This window comes from Methanosarcina barkeri str. Wiesmoor (genome assembly GCF_000969985.1).
In the GTDB taxonomy this organism is placed as follows: Archaea; Halobacteriota; Methanosarcinia; order Methanosarcinales; family Methanosarcinaceae; genus Methanosarcina; species Methanosarcina barkeri_B.
In genome coordinates, this window is sequence record NZ_CP009526.1 from 4,827,774 (window position 1) to 4,844,346 (window position 16,573).

Annotated in this window: 12 protein-coding genes and 1 pseudogene; 7 read left to right on the forward strand and 6 right to left on the reverse strand. The window is 41.3% G+C overall.

Annotation, left to right across the window (positions count from 1 at the left end; genetic code table 11):
• Positions 1–33 precede the first annotated feature (33 nt).
• Complete coding sequence (locus tag MSBRW_RS19835; RefSeq protein ID WP_011306030.1) at positions 34–744, reverse strand: hypothetical protein; 711 nt, start codon at positions 742–744, stop codon at positions 34–36.
• Between the two features lie 296 nt (positions 745–1,040).
• Here MSBRW_RS19835 and MSBRW_RS21575 point away from each other — a divergent pair.
• A pseudogene (locus MSBRW_RS21575) lies at positions 1,041–2,135 on the forward strand (IS630 family transposase).
• Positions 2,136–2,151: 16 nt separating this feature from the next.
• On the opposite strand, the gene MSBRW_RS19850 reads toward MSBRW_RS21575, so the two are convergent.
• The 5 genes from MSBRW_RS19850 to MSBRW_RS19870 form a co-directional block, all read right to left on the reverse strand.
• Positions 2,152–2,562, reverse strand: a complete 411-nt coding sequence (locus tag MSBRW_RS19850) for a hypothetical protein (RefSeq protein ID WP_011306026.1) — start codon at positions 2,560–2,562, stop codon at positions 2,152–2,154.
• 307 nt (positions 2,563–2,869) lie between these two features.
• Positions 2,870–4,579: an arginine--tRNA ligase gene (gene argS, locus MSBRW_RS19855; RefSeq protein ID WP_011306025.1), complete on the reverse strand. Its 1,710-nt coding sequence runs from the start codon at positions 4,577–4,579 to the stop codon at positions 2,870–2,872.
• Positions 4,580–4,873: 294 nt separating this feature from the next.
• A complete protein-coding gene (gene prf1 / locus MSBRW_RS19860; protein ID WP_011306024.1) occupies positions 4,874–6,121 on the reverse strand; it encodes a peptide chain release factor aRF-1 in 1,248 nt (415 codons plus the stop codon).
• A 927-nt stretch (positions 6,122–7,048) separates the two neighbouring features.
• Complete coding sequence (gene twy1 / locus MSBRW_RS19865) at positions 7,049–8,077, reverse strand: 4-demethylwyosine synthase TYW1 (RefSeq protein WP_048102645.1); 1,029 nt, start codon at positions 8,075–8,077, stop codon at positions 7,049–7,051.
• 185 nt (positions 8,078–8,262) lie between these two features.
• On the reverse strand, positions 8,263–10,287 hold the full coding sequence (locus tag MSBRW_RS19870; protein ID WP_011306022.1) for a DNA-directed DNA polymerase II small subunit: 2,025 nt from the start codon (positions 10,285–10,287) through the stop codon (positions 8,263–8,265).
• Positions 10,288–10,958: 671 nt separating this feature from the next.
• Between MSBRW_RS19870 and MSBRW_RS19875 the strand changes: the two genes are divergently transcribed.
• From MSBRW_RS19875 to porB, 6 genes are all read left to right on the forward strand, one after another.
• Complete coding sequence (locus tag MSBRW_RS19875) at positions 10,959–11,516, forward strand: S26 family signal peptidase (RefSeq protein ID WP_011306021.1); 558 nt, start codon at positions 10,959–10,961, stop codon at positions 11,514–11,516.
• 455 nt (positions 11,517–11,971) lie between these two features.
• A complete protein-coding gene (dusB, locus tag MSBRW_RS19880) occupies positions 11,972–12,943 on the forward strand; it encodes a tRNA dihydrouridine synthase DusB (protein ID WP_011306020.1) in 972 nt (323 codons plus the stop codon).
• Between the two features lie 637 nt (positions 12,944–13,580).
• A complete protein-coding gene (locus MSBRW_RS19885) occupies positions 13,581–14,129 on the forward strand; it encodes a pyruvate ferredoxin oxidoreductase subunit gamma (RefSeq protein ID WP_011306019.1) in 549 nt (182 codons plus the stop codon).
• On the forward strand, positions 14,126–14,413 hold the full coding sequence (gene porD, locus MSBRW_RS19890; protein ID WP_011306018.1) for a pyruvate synthase subunit PorD: 288 nt from the start codon (positions 14,126–14,128) through the stop codon (positions 14,411–14,413). Before MSBRW_RS19885 ends, porD begins: the two co-directional genes overlap by 4 nt.
• On the forward strand, positions 14,413–15,621 hold the full coding sequence (gene porA, locus MSBRW_RS19895) for a pyruvate synthase subunit PorA (protein ID WP_011306017.1): 1,209 nt from the start codon (positions 14,413–14,415) through the stop codon (positions 15,619–15,621). The genes porD and porA overlap by 1 nt, the downstream gene beginning before the upstream one ends.
• A complete protein-coding gene (porB, locus tag MSBRW_RS19900; protein WP_011306016.1) occupies positions 15,618–16,508 on the forward strand; it encodes a pyruvate synthase subunit PorB in 891 nt (296 codons plus the stop codon). The genes porA and porB overlap by 4 nt, the downstream gene beginning before the upstream one ends.
• Positions 16,509–16,573 lie beyond the last annotated feature (65 nt).

The following is a 16,573-nucleotide window of genomic DNA, read 5'->3' on the forward strand; positions in this document are numbered from 1 at the left end:
TAGACCGTTAGAACACAAAACTTGATTTTCTCCTCATCGGGGCAGCACATTCCCGCTTTCGAGAATCTTCCAGACCTTTCCCGTTTTTGCAACCCAAAGAGAAACCGTCCAGCCAACTTTGCACTTTGAACTGATTTCCTCAGAAACAACAACCGGTCCTACGCGTTTCCCTGATTCCAGGTAGTCTTCAAGCCAGAGTTTTCCAGGTTCGATTTTTACGATATCGAAATATGCATCAAGGTCACTGGTATACCGGGTTTCAACCGGATGTCTCTTTACATAATCATAGATCAGGTCAGTTACTTCTCCAACTAACGGGAGGTCTATTTTAAGCTCTTTTACGTTTTCAGCCGCTTCTTCATATTCTTTATCAGGCATGTAACCTTTTTCATGCAGCCATTTGACCAGTTTATGCATGACCCTGCCTGTTGTTTCCATAAGGGTTCTGCTGCCTGCAACCTTTCTGACCATGAAATCAGCAAGAAAATAAGAGATTTCCGAAGAGCTAAGGTGTTCAGGGCCAAAAATATCCCAGAACTGCTTGCCTTCGGAAGCTTCAAGTTCCTCATATCTTTCAGTCTCAGCCCTATTCAAGCGCTGATGCCCGAAGTTATTGAGATAGGTCCTGAAAAAAGAGATTGTCTCCTCATAACCAGAATAAGTTTTGGAGCTAAGGCGGGCTTCCTGTTCAGCCAGGAATTCCTCCAGAATTTCATGAATTGACCTACTAACTGTTGTTTTCATTTTATCGACCTGAAGAAACAGATTCAAAAAATATACTGAAGAAACAAAATAAACAGAAAAAGAGGAGAAAGGAACTTCCTGAAAACAAGATTCTCCGGTTTCCATTCCAGCAAAAGGTTCTTCAATACATATACCTCTTCAAAACATTTTCTGGTGTCTCGTCAATCCTCAAGAATTTAACGATTCTGAATAATTGCAATTGATTTTATACGACATTTTGCTAGTTACGCGACACTAGTGTTTCACCCATTTAATTTTTGGACATCTTTATAAGCTTTGAATCCCTTTATCCATTCATGCTACAGATTAAACTTGAAGATAATGAGGTAACTTTCCTTCTTGACTTTACAAGAAAAGGACATAGAAGTGCAAGAGAACTAACTCGAGCCCGTATTCTCCTTTTGTCTAACCAGCAAAAAAGAGTTACTGAGATAGCAGAAATATTAGGTGTTTCCAGGAATACTACTTTGAATGTTAGGAAAAGATACCTTGATGAAGGTCTTCCCCATGCTCTTTTGGATAAACCAAGATCTGGTCAACCTGTAAAATATACTGAAAAACATGTTGCAGAAATAATCGCTTTAGCCTGCAGCGGTTCTCCTCATGGAAGCAAGAGGTGGTCTCTTTCTCTACTTACCGAAGAACTTAGGAAAAAAGAAGGATTTGAAACTATAGGTAAAGAAAGTGTAAGGCTTATTTTGAAAAAAGCAAAACTAAACCTTGGTTAAAAAGGATGTGGTGCATTCAGACGATTGATTCTGAATATAGAGACAGAATGTATGATATTCTTGATCTGTATGAAGAGGATTACGACCCTAAAAAACCTCTTATTTGTCTTGATGAAAAGCCAAAGCAACTGCTTATGGATAAGAGAATGAGAATTCCTATGAAATCTGGAAGCTCAGAAAAATGATTATGAGTATGTCAGGAACGGAACAGCAAACATATTCATGGCAGTAGAGTTCAAAGCAGGAAAAAGAGTGACTCGGGTAACAAAGAGTAGAACAATGAAGGATTTTGCACAATTCGTGAAGATTCTAGTTATCGAAGAATATTCTGAAGCAGAAGTTATCAGACTGGTTACGGATAATCTCAATATCCATAAAGAAAAGTCATTCTACGAAACATTTTCCAAAGAAGAAGCAAAGCAGATTATGGACAAGATAGAGTTCCACTACACGCCAAAACATGCAAGTTGGCTCAATGCTGCAGAAATAGAGATCAATGTGATGGATATTGAATGTACAGACAGAAGAATAGGCGACATGGAGACGCTTAAGCATGAAGTGGGTGCATGGACAAAAAGAAGGAATGAACAAAAAAAGAAAATTGAATGGAAGTTTACAAGGAAGAATGCAGATGAGAAAATGTCAAAGTATTATGTGAAATAATTAAATGTACAGGACACTAGTACCTTTTCTTATACTTCCTGAGAACTTCGCTGTTTACTTCAAAAGCTTTCTCGTCAATGTAACCTTTTCCCTTAGCCCATTCAAAGAATTTTTCAATGACTTTCGCGGCTGTACCTATAAACTTCTTGCCTCCTCCGACCTCAACTACATAATCATCGAGGAATTCTTTAATTCTTGATGGAGTGAGATGCTCAGGGCCGAAAATGTCGCAGTAACTTCTGTTTTCGTGTTCGTGCCGGGCATTATAAAGTTCCCTGTCTTCTTCAGAAAAAGAATCTTCTGCACTGAATTCAAGGAATTCCTCGTAAAGAAGGATCACATCTTCAAGGTCCAGGAAGGCATCCGGTTTCAAGCTGGCTTCCTGTTCATTCAGGAACATCCGAAAAGCTTCATTTATCGTGGTCATAATATCCTGCAGCAGTAGTTGTAAATTACCTTTTTTGCTGCAAAAGATTTTATATTTTTCTCAAGGCCTTCTGCACACAGGACTGAATAAATGATTTTCAATAACCAGTATATCTAGACGACGTCCAGGCAGCATCAAACTCGTATATACACATAAACAGTAAAACACAAAAGTAAGACTGAGGAAAAATAAAATATAAAGGAAAGAAAGAGGAGAAAAAAAGAAAAGAAAGAAAGGAAGAAAAGGGAAAAAAGAAAGAGAGAAAACGAAAAAGGAGAAAATGGAGAAAGAGAAAAAAGAAAAATATTTACATAGATTCGGGAGCTGCAATTCCAAGCGTGTCAAGCGAGTTTGCAAGCACAATCCTTGCGCAGTTCACAAGAGCCAGTCTTGAAGCCCTGACTTTTTCGTCCTCAGCAGCAATTACAGGGACAAAGCGGTAGAACTGGTTAAAAGCATCTGCGAGTTCACGGGCGTAGATTGCAAGCACATGAGGTTTGAGTTCGCGAGCTGCAAGGTCGATTACTCTGTCAAACGATGCCATCTTCTTGATAAGATCGATTTCAGTATCTTCAACAAGCAGGGAAGGATCGATTTCTGCGGAGGAATTCCAGGCTGCTTCTTCTTTTGCCTTCTCAAGAATACTGCAGGCACGGGCATGGGAATACTGAATATAAGGAGCACCCTGCTTCTCAAAGTCCAGAGCCTCTTTCCAGTTGAAAACCGTAGACTTTTCAGGGGATACTCTTACTATATCGTATCTTACCGCACCAATTCCGACCATTTCCGCAACCTGCTTCTTGAACTCTTCAGAGGTTTCAGGACGGCGGGTTTCGACCTGTTCAAGAGCAGCTTCCGTAACCCTATCAAAGAGCTCATCTGCACTTATGAACTGCCCGCGGCGGGTACTCATTGAACCTTCAGGGAGGGAGACAAACTCGAAGATAACGACCTCAGGTTCCTTGACACCGATTGAGTTCAACGTAGCCCTGAGCTGGCCTGAAATCAGCTTGTGGTCAGCTCCGAAAATATCGATTATGCGATCTGCCTGACCGGCTTTCCATTCATGGTAAGCAAGATCTCTGGTTGTGTAAAGAGAAGTGCCGTTTGAACGCTGGATAACAAGGGTTTTTTTAAACCCGTAATCCGAAAGGTCTACTACGAGAGCTCCTTTGTCTGTTTTTGTTCTTCCAGTTGCTTTGATCCGCTCAACGATATCATGTACTGCGCCGGATTTAAGGAAAGTTGATTCACTGACAAATTTATCATGGACAACGTTTAAACGAAGTAAGGTTTCCTTGATCCCGGAAATCGCCAGAGAAACTGCCTTGTAAAAACTGTCGATCGTCTTGACATCCCCGGCTTCTACCTTTTCCATAAGAGCGTCGATTTCCTTTACATACTCCGGGTTTTTATCCAGCTCAACATTTGCTTTGATATACACATCGGCAATGGCAGAGTCGGACTTTCTGGAAAGGTCAAGCTCAAAGCGTTCGCACGCCCAGGAAACTACTGCAATCTGGCGGCCCATATCATTGACATAATACTGTACCTCCACATCGTATCCTGCTCGCCTGAGAATGCGGGCAAGAGTGTCTCCGATAATGGAATTTCGGATGTGACCTACATGCAGAGGACCGTTAGGATTTGCTGAGGTGTGCTCAAGTAAAATTTTATCCTTTGGAGCGCCACAGCCAAATTTCTCTTTCTCTTCAAGGACTGTAGCAACCGTCTTATCCATATAGCGCCTGCTTGCATGAAAGTTAATGTAAGGGCCAGAAGCACTTACTTTTCCTATGTACGAACCATCAGGAATTTCAACTGCAGAAACAATACGGGTTGCAAGTTCTTTCGGGTTTTGCCTGTACAGACTTGCCAGTCTGAAAGCGGCTCTGCTTGCGAGGTCAGCGTAAGAAGAGGTTTCGAAGTAGAGTTCGGAATCTTCAATTTCAAGTCCGGCCTTTTGGATAGCGTCTTTTAAGATTGATGTAGCCTGAGCTTTTAATTCCAGGAACAAGATAAATCACCTGTAAAAACTACGAAAACAATGTGATAGCCTTAAATTTATAATTTTAATTTACTAACTTTAATTTACTAATTATAATTCAATCGTTTTAATTTATTAATTTTAATTCAATAGTTTTAATTTATTAATTTTAATTCAATAGTTTTAATTTATTAATTTTAATTCAATAGTTTTAATTTACTAATTTTGATTCAGTGATCTAAGGACGGTCTAATTAAAAAAGTATTGGGTAAAAAGTATTGGATAGGAGCCAAAGTGAGATCAGACTCCAGATCAAACTCCGGCTTAGACTCCAGTACTGTACCTGAGAATTGCAGCAATGCCTCCGAAAGCGTTCATAAGTTGCGAGCCTTCGTCAAAGTCTGTAGACACGAAAACAACTTTTGCATTACTTCTGTCAGCAAGGTCCGAGAGCTCGTCAACAACATCGGTAACATCCGTAACTTCAAGGGACGCTCCACAATTTGGACAATTCCCGGCTGTAGGTGCAGCTTCTCCAGGTTTCCAGCGACGTGTCCACTTATTTTCATATCCGCAAACACTGCACTTTGTGGTTACCCTTTCTGCCCGCAGGTCTTCGGAAAGCAGAAGTACATCCACAGCATTGATTTCAAGGTTTGCCCGTACCTGGGTTTCCCCATAGGCTACTTTCCCCGAGTCGGAAATAAGTTCTTTGAAGAAAGCTCTGACAGCGTTCTTCTGCCCCATGAGCTCAAGGTCCTGGAGCTTATCTGCGGCAGCATTCACAAGTTCCGAGAGCCCTGATTCGTCGGTGTAAGCCGTATCAAAAAGCCCAAGGATCTTTCTCATAAGCTCGTGGTGAAGAAACTCCCCGGCATAGAACTCTTCCTTCGTAGGAGAAGGACCTCCTATCAGGATGCCTTTGAGATCTTTAGGTTCAACGGCGAGGAAAATATCATCTGCGGCATCTCCTATCCTCTTATAGAACTCGTGGATAGCAATTAACCTGAGTTGCTGGAAACGATGAGAACTCTGACCACCTTTCCTCTGTTTTCCCGGAACTGTTGAGGTAAGGTTGCGGAAGGCCTCGATTCGCTTGCCGACAAGAAGCCCTACTGTGGCTTCCCTGCGGTCAAGCACTAGAAGTCCAAATGTGCCCTTATCCTTGAGCATATCCTCCAGGGGCTCAAGATAGAAAGAGGAGTCGCAATGATATTTATAGACAGTAATTGGTTCCGGAGGGACAATTACTTCACTCTCCATGTTCGTCTTGTTAGCTCCGATATCCACGGCTCCTGTAAAATAAACAATCCCGTTTTCAGGAACCTTGTCAAGATATCTGAGTCTTGAAAGGAGAGATTCAATGGCCCCCTGTACATTAGTCCTGGTAAGTTTGGACTTGATATTTGCAGCCTGTCCGTGCTCGTCTTTCAACTGGTTTGTAACATCAAAAATCTGCTTGTCAGCAGGGATATAAAGAGAAATTAGTTCAGTACTCCTTCCCTTTTTATCCCTCAGGCTCTCAAGCTTCTTTTTAAATTCGTACTTTTCGTGTGCAGATTGTTCAGTCATTTTAAAGGTTCCCCGTAAAGATAATAGCAAAATTTGGGTATTTCTGGCAAATTTAAGATTGAATCCTTTATTGAGTTTGAAATTGTCTTTTCGATCGAGATTGATAAATTTAAGGCCGATGAATTCAAACTACTAAATAAATTTGGACTATGGAATTAACTTAAACTGCTGAATTAACTTGAGCTATTGATTACGTCGAAGTTTTCAATGGATTGGTTAGCCTTTTTGAAACTATTGAATTTGAAAACACATTTAAGAATTTCAATTTTATTTCAAATGTGAAATCTTTGTAATTTTTATTACCCAGTTTATCGTTAGTTTAGCTTTTCGGTTAGTTTAACAAGGGTGACAGAGAATTTAATAACGATAAATCACACAGCGAGCCCCATCTCACCGAAAGCTAAATGTAAAAACCGCTCTGAACACAAAAAACTGAGAGTAAGAGTACACTGCTAGAAAAGCCGATACTCCGAAATTCCAAAAAAATATTCAGAAATTACGGAAAAAATCCAGCTCCTTTGCTGCGTAAACTTGTCCTGTTTCGTGCTCTGTTGATATCACTAGATGTGAGACATAATTTTACTCAAACTGTATATAACTATAAAACTGAATACATCCATACTGGAGTTATACCCTAAATGAAACCTGAGTTTATATTTGTTTCTATCCCTTGACTTGTATTATATATTTACAGATATATAAAAGTTTTTTAATGTTTTCACACTTGATATACAGGTACTAAAGATAAAAAGCTTGAATTTAGTCACGAAAGTGAATTGTTTTAATAGTAGAGTTTTTCTAGTCAACAGGGAATTTTTCTTCTTGATAGTAGACTTTTTCTAGTCAACAGGGGATTTTTCTTCTTGAGAGTAGACTTTTTCACATTAACAGGGAATTTTTTTCTCGTTGACAGGAGACTTTCTCCCTTTAACGGGAGATTTTTTCCCCATTGACAGGAGACTTTCTCCCGTCCTTTGATAACAGGACTACCCTGCTGATTTCAGATTCATCTGCGATTTCATATCCAAGATATTTTGCAAGTTCCTGTGAGAACTCGAGAACTTCCTCATGAGTAGGCATTGCAGAGCGGTCAAGCCTGAGTCGTGAGAAACCCAGATGCATATACGCTTTTATCTCCACAAAATCAGGGGAGGCTTTTTCCATTAGCCTGGCATAAGCCTCAGGCTTGAACAGGTTTTCACCTTTCACAAGGGTAGTTCGGATGACTGTCCTTGATTTTTTCTGTTTCATCAGGGACAAAGATTCATTGATCTTTTCCCAGAGGGCAGGCGATTTGGGCTGGCAGACTTTCAGGTAAGTCTCAAGATCCGGGGCATCGAGACTCATATAGAGCTGGGAAGGAGAAACCTGTGCAAGCATCTCAGGAACTGTGCCGTTTGTGACAAGAAAAGTCGTAAAACCTCTTTTTTTGTACTCCTCGATAAGTTCCGGGAGATAAGGGTAAAAGGTCGGCTCCCCGGACAGGGAGATTGCAACGTTGTTAGGCTCATTACCCTCAAGCCAGCGTTCTTTAATTGCATTTGGAGAACCGCCAAAGCCAGTAATTAACTTACGTTGGCAGGCAATACTTTCTTCCACTATCTTTTCAGGCGAATCCCACTCCTCGGGAGCAGGAACAGGAACCTCAGTCGGACGCCAGCAGAAAAGGCAACGTTGGTTGCACATAAGTGTTGGAGTCATCTGAAGACAGCGATGGGACTGAACTCCATAAAATTTCGACTTATAGCAAAAGCCCTGATCATTCATAGCATGCCTTAGCCAGAGACAGGTCTTAACAGCTGAGTGGCGGCCTGCCATGGCATAACCCTGTTTTTTCAGGAGAGTTTTAAAATCAGGGATATCAAAAGGAAGCGAAGCAGTATCTTCCTTCCTGTTTTTTTTCTGAGCTTCCGGAAAATTTTCCCCAGTATTTTCCTTTTTTTCTTCCAAAGGCATTTTCCGCATATTAAATCTTTGTGGTATATATAAGGATCGGAAAATAATTTTGGAGAAGACTTCAGCGATCCAGTGAAAATCAAGAGATCCAGTGAAAATCAAGTGATCCAGTGAAAATCAAGAGATCCAGTGAAAATCAAGTGATCCAGTGAAAATCAAGAGATCCAGTGAAAGTTTATAAAAGTTCAGTCAAAAGCAAGAATCTTTACATCAAAATCTTCAAGATCCACAATTGGTACCCTAGCAGGGACAGGTACTAGATTCACACGCTTCTGAAACTCTGTTTGACCCTGCCATGTTCCGGAATTGACCAGAAGGACATTCTTATAGCGCTGGACTCCCAGGGTATGGACGTGACCTGTATGAATAATATCAGGCACAGGATCAATTATGAAATAATCCTTTTTCTCAGGGGATATGGAAACTCTACTCCCATAGGTTGGAGCAAGATGCCTGCATTTCAGCATCTCAAGGACTGCTCCTGCAGGTTCCTGATACGAGACTCCGGGAACAGTCGCCACAAGATCGTCAATCGACCTGCCGTGGTAGATAAGAAGGCGGACACCGTCAAGTTCCAGAAAAGCAGGGTTACCAACAAAAACAAAATTCTCAGGGAAATACGCCTGAATACTTTCCGGCAGGGCAGGCTGGGGTTCTGCCTGGCGAACAGCATCGTGGTTGCCTGGACTTATGATTACACGAATATGCTCGGGAATTTCCCTGAAATATTCGGCAGCCTTCCTGTACTGTTCGTAGACATCCAGAATGTCAAGTTCCATTTCCTGATCAGGATAGATCCCTATCCCGTCAACAATGTCTCCTGCGACAACAAGATAACGAACACTGGCTGCAAGTTCCCGCATATCCTCCGAATCCGATTCCCCTTTCAAAAAATCCAAGAAATCCAGCCAGGAATCTTCCATAAACTGGGAGCTGCCCACGTGCACATCCGAAATCAATACAGCTTTCCCATGGCTTCCGGTTCTGCGCTGGACATTATTCGGGACATCGGGTTGTATTAGCTTTGTTGCCAGCATGAGGCTTCCGTCGTTGGTTATCGAGCCAGTTACCCCTATGACCTCATCCAGGATAATTTTTGACGCAAGTTCAAAAAGTTCTTTATCAGAGTTCCGAATGAGGACTGAAAAAGAACCTGTTGGGTCCTCCAGAGAAAGGATTTTGTGGCCGTTCGTTGTGCTGCTGATATCCGAAACCATGCCTATAATCGAGATTTCTTCAGAGCCTCCGTCTCCTCCTCTGCGGAAGCTTCTTCTTTTTAAACTTTCGATGGGGCGTGCGTTGATCCTTCCCCGGATAATCTCTGAAAGCCTGCTGTATCTGTCCCTGAAATACTGCACAAATTGCATATATTCCCCAACACAGGTGGAATGCCCTGTTATATCCGAAACTACAGTCACAGGGTTTCTACCCGGGTAATGTTTATACTCATCCCTGGAACCCGAAAATATCCCTCTCTCAGAAGCGGAGGAAGATGGTTCTGTCCTGAAACTCCTATTTGAAGGGAATGAAGAAAGAGAGTTCCCCTGCCCGAAAAAAGAAGAGGCTGACCTGTTTACAGCCAGGGAGGAATGAGAAGAGAAAGTTGGAGAAGCTGCCTTCGCCGAAGAAAGGGAGTCTGAGGCAAGATTGGAGGCCGAATCTTCGTCAGATAAAACATTGCCTGATTGTACATCCAGAGTATCCGGAATATTCGGAGTATCTGGAGTATTTGAAGCATCTGGAGTATCCGGGGCTGATTCATAAGCCTTGTCCAGAACCATATCCTGAACTGAAGAATCAGGAACAGAGTCTTGAGATGGTTTTATACTTGGGTCAGGAGCTGCAGTAATAACATCAGGCTCTGAGGAAAGAACAGGTTCTGAAAGAGGATCAGGCACTAAAAAGGAATCAGATTCTGAAGATGGATTGCCTGATCTAGAAGAGAGTATGGAAACCCCAGAAAGGATTTTCCTTTCTTCTGGAACGAGAGCATTTATCTTATCTGAAGGCGACTCCCCTGCTGAAAAAGCGGCAAAGCCTTCAATATCTATATCTTCGACACCTATAACAATAACAGAGTCATTTACAGTTGAAAGGATATATTTAAGCAGGTCCTCGGGAGAGTTACTGGAATAAATAAGTTCCACGGCTTCAGGGCTGATCTGGTACTCTTTTTCCATAACAGCCCTTATAATATCCTTTCTTTCCATAATTCTAACCTGACCTTTCGAACTGACCTGAGCTCTTCCAAATCTTTCGTGCCTGCTCTGGCACTATAATCGGTTTCACTCAAGACTTGCAGAGACTAAAGCAAAAGCCTGCTTAAAATATAAAAACTAATAAGATACGAAACTAATGTACTAAAGTACTAAATTTAATTTTTACCATATAAGAAGAATTTATGAAACTTTTGTACGCTCGATAGAGTACTTATAGTTATTAATTCCTATCTATTGTAGAAATGAGTATTAGTTCCTATGCAATGTAGAATGAATCTGTTCATCGTTTATTAAGAAACAATAAAAGTCTTAGAATAAGCAATAAAAGTCTTAGAATAAGCAATAAGAAATATTAAAAAATAGATTAATCAATTGAAAAGAGTTGGCTAAAAAAAGTCAATTGAAAACTAATATAAAGTAAAAACAAGTTTTCAGTAACCTACTGAGAAAGCTCAATAAACCAATTTTTGACTAACTTATATAAGTCAGAAAAGAGTAGGGCTGAAATCGTTTTGCAGCTGCATTATACTCTGAAAATCGTACTAAGTCCCTGGGTAATAATAAGTTTAGCCAGATAAGATTTCGAGTAGGACAAAATCGAATGGAATATAACGCAGCGCCCTAGCATCTATAAGGATAAAATCAAAAGAATAAGGCTTAGCATGAGCGAGATTAATAAGGAAAAAAGTGCTCAGGAGCAGGAAAACCCCTGGGTTTCCCTTGGAAAGGACCTATTGTCTGTTGTAGCTGTCGTGATCATTTTCATGGTTCTTTCCAAGCTGGCATTCGGACTCTGGACTCCTATGGTTGCGGTGGAGTCGGGGAGTATGGAACCGCATATGCAAATAGGAGATATTATTTTCATCAAAAGCATCGATAAAGTAAATATTACCACGAACGAAGAAGGAAAAAACACAGGCTATGAGTCCTTTGGAAATTATGGAGATGTGATTCTTTATCGCCAGTATGGGGAGGAAGGAGTAACTCCAATAATTCATAGGGCTATGTATAGAGTGGAAGCTGGAGAGCCGATGTGGAAAGGCGGTCCACCTGCTCCTTATTCTGGTTATATTACCAAGGGAGACAATGTTGTAACCAACAGTCACTATGACCAGGAAGGAGATATAAGTTATAATATGCCTGTAAAAGATGAATGGATTATAGGAACTGCGCAGTACAGGATTCCTTATCTGGGGTATGTCAGACTGCTCTTCTCATGAATCAAGTTCATATGATCCTTAACTTATCTTTTTAAACCCCTGAATCAGTTTTCTTTATTAACTGATTCAGGTATCCTGTTCTTTATTTATTGAAGCTTCAGGTTCTTGACTTGTGTTTTCTCTTATAATTATATATTGCAATGATTATGTTTTTAAATAATCGTTCTATTTTTGCCAGAAAATTGTGTGAGTCCTGATTGCGTGAGTTTTTGGGTTTCAGCGTATGAGAGAATTTTCAACTTACAGAAAATGCTTGTATCCCTTTTGAATCGTAAAATATACACTGGTTTTCATAAATGATGATTAGCAGATTTAGACCTCCAACCTCGTGAGCATCAGGTCTCTATAAAATTTTCTAAGATCAGTAACCTCTAAAAAAAGAAGTAGTTCCAAAACAGATAAATAAAAGAAAAGAATGAGAAAAAATGAGAAAAAATTAAAAAACATTCGGAAAAATGAAACTTAATAAATTAAAAATCGGCAAAACAGAAACACCTGGGAACCTTCTTCTTGCGCCTATGGCAGACGTGACAAATCTGGCTTTCAGGCTGCTCTGCAGGCAGAATGGAGCTGACCTTACATATACTGAGATGATCAGCGCAGATGCCTTGCTCAACGAAAACCGAAAATCGCTTCTCAAAGGACTGTCTTCCCCTGAAGACCGACCTTTTGGAGTTCAGCTTGTAGGAAGTTCTCCTGAGAAACTGAGGGAAGCTGCGCTCTTTATTGAAGATGAGTACAGACCTGAACTCATCGATGTAAATATGGGCTGCCCTGCAAAGCGTATTACTGGAACAGGGTGCGGCTCGGCTCTTCTCAACTCCAAGAAACTCATATATGAAATTATCTCCGATCTGACCGATGTTCTGAAGACTCCTGTAACTGCAAAGATCCGCATTCTGAAGAGGGATGAGAAAACCCTTGAGATTGCACGCCTGATCGAAGAGGCTGGAGCTTCTGCCCTGACCATACATGGCAGGAGGGCAGAGCAAATGTACTCCGGAAGTTCAGACCTTACAGTGATAAGAGCCGTTAAACAGGAACTTTCCATTCCAGTAATTGCAAACGGGGATATAAGGAACGAAGAGTCTGCTGAAGCTGCCCTTGATTTTACCGAATGTGACGGGCTTATGATCGGACGCGCAGCAATGGGAAATCCCTTTATCTTCAAAAGGATAAGGCATTACCTAGAAACCGGGGAAAGGCTGGAATTTGACAGGCAAGTTCGTCAATTAGAGGACTTTGAGAATTATATCGCTTTACTTGAAGAATATGATCTCCACGCGTCTACAAATATAAGAATGCATGCTCACTGGTTTACAAAAGGGTTGCGCGGCTCGCGGCAGATTAGGGAAAAGATTAATAATCTGAAAGATGGAAAGGCGATTGTTGAGTTAATAAAAGATTTCCATACGGAGAATTATTAAAAGATCCCAAATTTTTTAAAAGATATTTGTTTACAACCATTGTGCGATAAAAACATAGACAAGCGACAGGTTAACCTGAAAATAACAAATATAATACATTTGAAAAAATAATTATAGATTAGAAATATATATAAAGAATATATTTCAATTCACCGAAAACCTAATAATATTCTACACTATTATCCATGAACTATCAGGCATAAAACAGTGTGAATTCAGAATTGAAAATAAATCTTTCAATATTAATTATAATAGTGATATGAAACAGATCCAGGTTAACAATTTACCATCCAGGTTTTTGGATCCCTGACATGGATGTACATGTCACACTTATTATATTAGAGTAGTGCCTGAAAAAAGAGTCAGATGCTGTAAGTCAGATGCTGTGATTGTATCTGACAAAATAATAAATACTGATTGTGTCTGACAAAGTAATAAATCCTGATCGTATCTGACAAAATAAATTGGATAACATCAGATTAATTCGTTTATTATTCGATTAATAGCAGTATGCTAGACAGCTAATTAAAACTTGCCAAACAGACTGCCGAGAACAGCAAAAATACAGAAAAATTTGAAAAACATTCAAAAACATTCGAAAAATAATAGATAAAATCTCATTAAAAGGAGAATCCAGATGAAGGAAATCAGAATACACGGTCGAGGAGGCCAGGGTTCTGTTACCGCGGCTGAAATGCTTTCCGTTGCAGCTTTTGAAGATGGAAAGTTCAGCCAGGCCTTCCCCGCTTTTGGGGTAGAGCGTAGAGGTGCCCCAGTCCAGGCATTCACGAGGATTAACAACAATCCTATCAGGCTCCGAAGTCAGGTTTACACCCCGGATTATGTTATTGTCCAGGACGCAACCCTGCTTGAAACTGTTGACGTTGCAAGTGGAGTAAAGGATGATGGAATAATTATTGTTAACACAACCGAAAACCCGGAAAGCCTGAAACTCAATACAAAAGCTAGGGTCATGACCGTGGACGCTACCAAGGTGGCAATGGACATAATAGGTGTTCCCATTGTAAATACTGTTCTCCTTGGAGCTTTTGCGGGTGCAACCGGAGAAATCAATGTTGAATCAATTCAGCATGCAATAAGGGCTCGTTTTTCAGGCAAAGTCGGAGAAAAGAATGCAAATGCAATTCAGAAGGCCTACAAGCTTATCAGGGGGGAAGAAGCGTGAAAAATGAAGGGGAAAAAGAAGGTTTAAACATTTCACGCTGCAGAGTCTGTAAACCTGGTTCTACTCTTATAAACAAAACCGGAGGCTGGAGAAACTTCCGTCCTGTTTATATTTACGAAAAATGTACCAAGTGCGGAATCTGCCATATTGTCTGCCCTGATATGTCTGTCAAACCCAGAGAAAACGGCTTTTTTGAATATGATTATGACTACTGCAAAGGTTGCGGCATCTGTGCAAATGAGTGTCCTGCAGATGCAATTGAAATGATTCTGGAGGAGAAATAATGATTGACCCGGCTTACAGAAAGAAAATGGTAGTCGTGGAAGGTTCCTACGCTGTAGCCCATTCCGCAAAAGTCTGCCGTCCAAATGTAATTTCAGCCTATCCTATTACTCCTCAGACACATATTGTCGAACATTTATCCCAGTTTATGGCAGACGGAGAAATCCCTAACTGTGAGTATGTTAATGTGGAAGCTGAGTTCTCGGCAATTTCTGCCTTAATAGGAGCATCAGCTGTAGGTGCAAGAACCTATTCAGCCACAACTTCTCAGGGACTTCTGCTCATGCATGAGGCACTTTTTAACACTTCAGGTATGAGGCTTCCTGTTGTAATGACAGTGGCAAATAGAGCAGTTAGCGCTCCAATTAACATATGGAACGATCATCAAGATGCTATTGCGCAGAGAGATACAGGCTGGATGCAGCTTTATGTAGAGGATGTTCAGGAAGCATGCGATACCCTGCCCCAGCTCTACAAGATCGCAGAAGACAATGAGATCATGGTTCCGGGTATGGTCTGCATGGACGGCTTTATCCTGTCTCACGTTTATGAGCCTGTTGTCCTGCTTGAACAGGACTTGACCGACAATTTCCTCCCGCCTTTCCAGCCCGAAGATATTCTTGATCCTGAAGACCCCAAGACTTTCGGAGCCTTTGCATCTCCGGATACATATGAAGAGTTCAGATATCTCCACGAGCAGGCAATGCAGAAAGCCCTTCCTAAAATAGAAGCCACAGCAAAGGAATTTGAGGAAGTATATGGTAGATACCACGGAGGACTTATTGACGGTTATATGCTTGATGATGCCGAAATAGTTGTCATGGCTATGGGCTCTATTCTCGGCACTGTCAAGGATGTTGTTGATAAGTATAGAGCAAAAGGAGAAAAGATCGGCGTTTTAAAGGTCAGGTCCTTCAGGCCTTTCCCGAAGGAGCAGATCTGCAAGGCTGTTAAGAATGCACACGCAGTTGTTGTACTTGATAAGAATATTTCTATAGGGACAAATGAAGGAGCGCTCTTTACAGAAACAAAATCCTGCCTCTACAACAGTAAAGTCCGTGTGCCTGTGATTGGTTATACTATAGGGCACGGAGGCCGTGACATTCCTGTGGAAAGTATTGCAAAGGTTATAGAAGAAACCAAGAAAGTTGCAAAGTCCGGAATCACGATTGAAAGCCAATTCATGGACCTTAAGGAGGAGTTGCTATGAGTAAAACTGCACCAAAAACATATATCACGTCCGGGCACAGCGGCTGTGCAGGTTGCTGTGATGCCTTTGCTGCAAAATTCACACTTATGGGAGCAGGCCCAAATACAATCGTAATTAACCCGACGGGCTGCCTTGAAGTTATGTCCACACCTTTCCCATATTCCTCCTGGCAGGTTCCGTGGATCCACTCCCTTTTTGAAAACGCAGGTGCAGTGGCTTCAGGTGTGGAAGCTGCCCTGAAGGCCCTTGGCAAAAAAGACGATGTTAAAGTTGTGTCAATTGGAGGAGACGGTTCTACTATGGATATAGGCCTCGGTGCCCTTTCGGGTGCATTCGAGAGAGGACACGACTTCACCTATGTGTGCATGGACAACGAAGCATATATGAACACTGGAGTCCAGCGCAGCAGTGGAACACCTTTTGATGCAAGTACCACAACCACCCCAGCCGGAAAAGTTTCCTTTGGAAACCCACGCCCTAAGAAGAACATGCCTGCTATCATGGCAGCTCACGGCTCTCCTTATGTTGCCACGACCTCTATAGGTTTCCCAAGAGACATGATACGAAAGGTCAAGAAAGCAACTGAGATCGTGGGACCTACCTATATCCATGCCCAGGCCCCCTGTCCAACAGGCTGGGGTTTTGATACATCCAAGACCCTGGAAATTGCCAAACTCGCAGTCGAAACATGCCTTTGGCCCATGTATGAAATGGAAAATGGAGAAATTACTCAGGTCAGGAAAGTTAAGAATCCCAGACCAGTCGAAGAATACCTGAGAGCTCAGAAAAGGTTTAAACACCTCTTCACCATGGAAGGCGGCGAGGAAGAAATAAAGAAAATCCAGGCTATTGCAGACTGGAACATAAAGCACTTTGAGCTTCAGTAAAAACTGAAGTTCTACTTTTTTAATTTTATTGTTAATTATATTGTTAATTTTATTGTTAATTTTAT

What these genes read in the sequence shown, in the direction of transcription:
- MSBRW_RS19835 (WP_011306030.1), bottom strand. Translation starts at nt 744, where the DNA reads ATGAAAACAACAGTTAGTAGGTCAATTCATGAAATTCTGGAGGAATTC.
- MSBRW_RS19850 (WP_011306026.1), bottom strand. Translation starts at nt 2,562, where the DNA reads ATGACCACGATAAATGAAGCTTTTCGGATGTTCCTGAATGAACAGGAA.
- prf1 (WP_011306024.1), bottom strand. Translation starts at nt 6,121, where the DNA reads ATGACTGAACAATCTGCACACGAAAAGTACGAATTTAAAAAGAAGCTT.
- twy1 (WP_048102645.1), bottom strand. Translation starts at nt 8,077, where the DNA reads ATGCCTTTGGAAGAAAAAAAGGAAAATACTGGGGAAAATTTTCCGGAA.
- MSBRW_RS19870 (WP_011306022.1), bottom strand. Translation starts at nt 10,287, where the DNA reads ATGGAAAGAAAGGATATTATAAGGGCTGTTATGGAAAAAGAGTACCAG.
- MSBRW_RS19875 (WP_011306021.1), top strand. Translation starts at nt 10,959, where the DNA reads ATGAGCGAGATTAATAAGGAAAAAAGTGCTCAGGAGCAGGAAAACCCC.
- dusB (WP_011306020.1), top strand. Translation starts at nt 11,972, where the DNA reads ATGAAACTTAATAAATTAAAAATCGGCAAAACAGAAACACCTGGGAAC.
- MSBRW_RS19885 (WP_011306019.1), top strand. Translation starts at nt 13,581, where the DNA reads ATGAAGGAAATCAGAATACACGGTCGAGGAGGCCAGGGTTCTGTTACC.
- porA (WP_011306017.1), top strand. Translation starts at nt 14,413, where the DNA reads ATGATTGACCCGGCTTACAGAAAGAAAATGGTAGTCGTGGAAGGTTCC.
- porB (WP_011306016.1), top strand. Translation starts at nt 15,618, where the DNA reads ATGAGTAAAACTGCACCAAAAACATATATCACGTCCGGGCACAGCGGC.